The organism is Stieleria sp. (genome assembly GCF_041595215.1).
GTDB lineage: Bacteria > Planctomycetota > Planctomycetia > Pirellulales > Pirellulaceae > Stieleria > Stieleria magnilauensis.
This window is the reverse complement of the sequence record NZ_JBFHKV010000646.1, coordinates 1-4,925: the sequence shown is the minus strand read 5'-3', so window position 1 is coordinate 4,925 and position 4,925 is coordinate 1. Positions and strand designations below refer to the sequence as shown.

At 61.5% G+C, this 4,925-nt stretch carries 3 protein-coding genes; 2 read left to right on the top strand and 1 reads right to left on the bottom strand.

Going from position 1 to position 4,925, the window contains the following annotated elements; all coding sequences use genetic code 11:
- Positions 1-596 precede the first annotated feature (596 nt).
- Positions 597-3,074 carry a TolC family protein gene (locus tag ABX749_RS21730; protein WP_372897828.1) on the top strand — a complete coding sequence of 826 codons (2,478 nt, stop codon included), beginning with the start codon at positions 597-599 and terminating at the stop codon, positions 3,072-3,074.
- Between the two features lie 334 nt (positions 3,075-3,408).
- Here the strand turns inward: ABX749_RS21730 and ABX749_RS21725 are convergent, their stop codons facing one another.
- A complete protein-coding gene (locus ABX749_RS21725; protein ID WP_372897827.1) occupies positions 3,409-3,771 on the bottom strand; it encodes a hypothetical protein in 363 nt (120 codons plus the stop codon).
- 151 nt (positions 3,772-3,922) lie between these two features.
- Here ABX749_RS21725 and ABX749_RS21720 point away from each other — a divergent pair.
- Positions 3,923-4,925: hypothetical protein (locus ABX749_RS21720; protein WP_372897826.1), on the top strand; the 1,003-nt coding region annotated here is incomplete at its 3' end.

Genomic DNA, 4,925 nt, shown 5'->3' with positions numbered 1-4,925 from the left:
CCTGCCGGGGTCAGATCGCGTACCTTCGACGCTGGATCCGGAGGTGTCGCTTCGCTCACCTCCGGCTACTGGCTTTGACCCCGTCGGGGTAAGGTCGCGTACTTCAACGCCGAACGTGTTAGCGGTACGGCGCGAGCCGTCCGGTGGCAGCGTCGAAAACGCGTCGACGGACCGGAGGGCTCGCGCCCTTCCGCTAAATCACGATAAGCGGACGTGCCCGGACGCTGGCGCGAACCGGCTGATGTCAGTTGATAATCAGCCGTTTGGCGCGAGCCTACGGGCCCCAACCCGAGGAAAACGACGCTCAACTTTTTAGCGGTCTCGGGCTCGGGGGGCGTCGAAAGACGCTTGCGGAGCCGGTTCACGGACGAACTGGTCGGAAGTCCAGAATTTTCACTAGAACCGTCAAAGTTTACCCACTCAGCCACCGATACCCACTCTTGGACAAGATCTCTCACGGTTTATGACGTAGTGAGCCGGAGCGATCTTGGTGGGGGGCTTCCGTTTGGACTGCTCGCGATTGACTTCATCCCTCGATGTGATCCTCCTTCACGATCGAAAGGTGACCGAAATCGCGGCCTAGGGAAGCTCAGGGCATGAATCGCTCGTTGTTTCGTATCGCTACGCACCTGCAACTCGTTTTGGCGATTGTATTGGCGACTGGATGTACGCCGACGCAACCGTTCTTTTTGAACGAGTCGCCGGACCTGCAACATTACCTCAACACCGCCACGTCGATCGAGTATCCGGACGTGGAGGTTGCCAGCATGCCGGAGACGACTCAGTCGTTGCCGCCGCTGACGGTGGGGAACCATAACTACGAGTTCTGGAACATGACGCTGGAAGAATGCGTCACGATGGCGCTGCAAAATGCGCGGTTCCTGATGACGACCGGCGGCAACGCCGAGACGCGTCAGAACATCGCGGCGCAGTTCGTCAGCGGCTCGCCGGGGCAATTCGGCAGCGTCTACGACGTCGCACTCCAGCAAACCACGACTCAGTCGATTCCGATCACCACCGACGGCAGCGGCAACCGGTTGCTGCCGCGTGGAGCCGTCCGGGCCAACCAGATCGGCGGTGTCGAGGACGCCTTGGCTGAATTCGATGCGATCGTCAGCGGGTTCATCGATTCGTCGACCACCGACCGACCGCAAAACGTCGGCGACGGCAACACGATCAACCGCCAGTTCTCGGTCGGGCAGAACTCGACCCAGCAAGCTGCGCTCAGCAAGCGACTGGCCACCGGTGGTGTCGTGACGGCCCGTCAACAAGTCGTCTACTCGCGCAACAACACCGAGCTGAGCAACATTTCGCGTCTGTTCGCCAGTGACTACACCGCGATCGTCGAAGCTCAGGTCCAACACCCGCTGCTGCGAAACCGAGGCACCTACATCAACCGCATCCCCGTCATGCTGGCCAGCATGAACGAAGACATCTCGATCGCCACGTTTGAACACCAGATTCGCAACCTGGTCCGTGACGTCGAAGTCGCCTACTGGGATCTGTACCTCAGCTATCGCGCCGTGGCCACCGCCACGATCGCCCGCGACAGTGCTCAAGCCACAGCCGAATTCACCAAACTGAACATGGACGCCGGCACCGGGACGATTCAAGAATTGTCGCAGTCGGTCGGCCAATACTGGAACTTGCAACGACGTTTGACTGCCGCACTGAACGGATCCAACCTGCCCGGTGACGATCGCTTCGGCGTCTACGGTCGCGAACGTGCCCTGCGTGAGTTGCTGGGGTTGACCGCCACCGACGGACGACTGATCCGACCGATCGACGAACCGACCCAAGCACGTGTCGAATTTGAATGGACCGATTCGGTCGCGCAAATGCTGTACCTGAGCCCCGAGCTGCGGAGCCAAAAGTACTCGATCAAACAAGCCGAACTGGAACTCGCGTTGGCGAAAAACCAGATCCTGCCCGATGTCAATTTGTCGCTGCTGTACCGCTTCGTCGGACTCGGTGACACGCTGGGCCCGCCCGGTGGCGACAACTCGTTCCCCGCAGTCGGCAGCAGTGCGTTGGCCGGACTGACCAGCGGCGACTACCAGGAAGGTGTGGTACGGTTGGAGTTCTCGATGCCCGTCGGACTGCGACGAGAACTGGCCCGGATCCGTCAAACCCAACTGACGCTCCGCCAGCGACAAGCGTACCTGCAAGAATCCGAGCGATTGGCCGTCAGCCAACTCAGCGACGCGATCGGCAAATCGGCCAGCCACTTCGCACAGCTGCAAGACGCGGCCAACGAATGGCAAGCCGCCGAGCAAGAAGTCGACGCGCGGTTGCTGGAGTACCAAAAAGGACTCAGCCCGGTGAACGTGGTGCTGCAAAGTCAACAACGTCGTGCCGAAGCTCAGATCAGTTACTACCGTGCCCTGGTCGAATACAACAAATCGATCAACTACGTCGACTACCTGCGTGGCACCTTGCTGGCCAACAGCAACATCGCACTGCAGGAAGGCCCCTGGAACAGCAAGGCCTACTGTGACGCCCTGGAACGTGCCCGTGAGCGATCAGCCGGCTACCAATTGCAATACGGTGTGACGCGTCCCGGCGTGGTCCGGCGAGGCCCGGTGCAAAACGCCGACGCCGTCGAAGTCATGGGCTTCAGCGATTCAACCGCCGGAGAAATCCTCTCGCCCGGCCAAGCCGGATCGATGGGACTGTTCGAACGGTCGTACAACGAAGTGGCTCCGGTCGAGGACATGCCGCTGGATCAGTTCGGATCGCCGAGCGAAATGCTCTCCCCCGAGCCGATCAATCCGCCGGTCATGCCGGTCCCGGATCCGTCGGTGACCGATCCCAATTCGGCTGCCCCGATGCCGAATGCACCGGCACCGAATGCCCCGAAGCCAGCGGCCCCGACGCCTGGGCCGGCCAGCCAAAGCATCTTGGTTCCCGGACAGCCGTCCGGTCCGATCGCCCCGATCAGTTACCAGACCGAACGGGTGATCCAACGACCGGCGGCCGAATCGACCGACGCCGCCTCGGGGGCTCCGATCCCGGTGCGTCGCAAAGCGATCTCCAAAACTCCTCCTCCGGTCGCGACTCAACCGGCGCGTTGACGCCGAACCCTTCCCCCCTGCACCTGTTCACATCAATCCATCCGTAGGGCGGAGGAACCGTGTGGCCGTTCCCGAGACGCTTCGGGAGTAATGGGCGGCCATGCCAACGACTAGCTCGAGTCGCACTCACAAGGTGCCTCGGGCTTTTCGTCGTTGCGTACGCTTGTAAGGGGCGTAAGCTTCTAGCTTGCGTTCTCCTCAGCTTGCTGAGGACCCGAGAAGGTTGGTGCGAAGAGCCAGCTGACACTTCCTGTTGGGGGTTGGGGGCAAGCTAAAGCTTGTGGGGGTCGCAAGCTGGAAGCTTACGCCACTTTTCGCTTAGGCCACTTTGCGCTTACGCCACTTCGTCGTAGATCAGTTCGTCGGCGATCCAGATGCGAAACCGGCGAATGCGTAGGCCGCGGGTGAAGTCGATCTCCATCCGGCCCGGCCGGCGTGCCGGGTCGACCGACTCGGGCAACCTGAACTCGGCCTCTTTCTTCAGGTCCAGCCAGCTGATTTGGCCCCACACCCGCTCGCCGCCGATGTCGATCGTCTGCCGGAACCACCAGCCCGAATAAACGAACTCGGTCGCGATCGGGTGCCGGATTTCGACCACCCGATAGAGGAATGCGCCATCCTTTCGACGGGAATGGTCCCCAAAGTACCCTTTCTCCAAAGGCGCGGCGGCTGTGACGGAATATGGATTAATGATCAATCTGTTCGCTTGCCCGAGGAAATCCCTCAAGCTAGTATGACTCACCGGCTCGTCTTTTACCCAGTTTACCGCCTGTCAGAGTTCTCCGATGCGTTATTCCCCACTGACCCTCGCGCTTGCGCTGACAAGTCTGTTCCTGACAAGCTCTTTCGTGCGTGCTGACGGAGACGGACAACACCTGGTGGTCCAGCAATGGGTCGCGGCGAGCCCCGAAGGCCGAATCGACGCGGTGATTGTAGCGCCGGACGTCCCAGCGGACACCCTCCAAGCGGGCAGCGTGAAAGTTGCCCTGGTCTCCCAAGACGGTGCGATCTATCGGGCCCAACGCTCCGCCGAATCAAATGTCCAGTATTCCTTCGTCGGTGTTCCCGCCGGTGTTTACACCCTGGTGACCCGTGGCCCGAGTCTGGCCGCGTGCTATGCCATTCACGTCGTCGAAAGCCGTGACGAAGCGTTGGATCCGCATCACCATCGACTGGAAGTCGGCGCCGCCCCGCTGCGGATCAACAAAGTCCGAAACGCGGTCATCCGCTACATGCCCTCGACGATCCCCTTCGTCGCAGATTTCAGCGGTGCGGACGGGCCGAAAGCCATGTCGGCGCTACACGCCTCGGGGACCTTACGCGTCGCACAAGCCGCCGGCGGGCTGCGTGGCCGAATTTATCGTGCCGGATCCACCCAAACCCAACTGACCGGTGCTGCCGAGACCAATGTGCTGCTGTACCAAAACCGCGAGCTGATCTCCCAGGCGATCACCGGCGAAGACGGGACGTTTTCGATCGATTCGCTGCCCCCAGGGTCCTATTCCTTGATCGCGATCGGCCCCGATGGGATCGGCGTGGTCGGTTTTCAGCTGGTCGAAGAAGTGCTGGCACGCCGCAATTCATCCGACGGTGACGGAAGTCGCTTGGTCACCCTTCAAGAGCCTGCGTTTCAGCCCCAATTGGAATTACAGCTCGCCCCGAGCGGATTGGAATCGCCCGCGATTGATGAGCTGATCCAAGATGAAGTCCCGCAGCCCGAAACGCTTCCGCCGGGCGAAGCCGGGCTGCCCGTTGAGCCGGGCGCCATGCAAGGCCCTCCCGGTGGCAGTGTCGCCGGAGGTGGTGGTGGCGGTGGCGGCGGAGGAGGAAGTCTCGGAGGCCGCGGCAGCT

Excerpts from the sequence above, each read along its gene's own strand:
- ABX749_RS21730 (WP_372897828.1), top strand. The coding sequence starts at position 597 with ATGAATCGCTCGTTGTTTCGTATCGCTACGCACCTGCAACTCGTTTTG.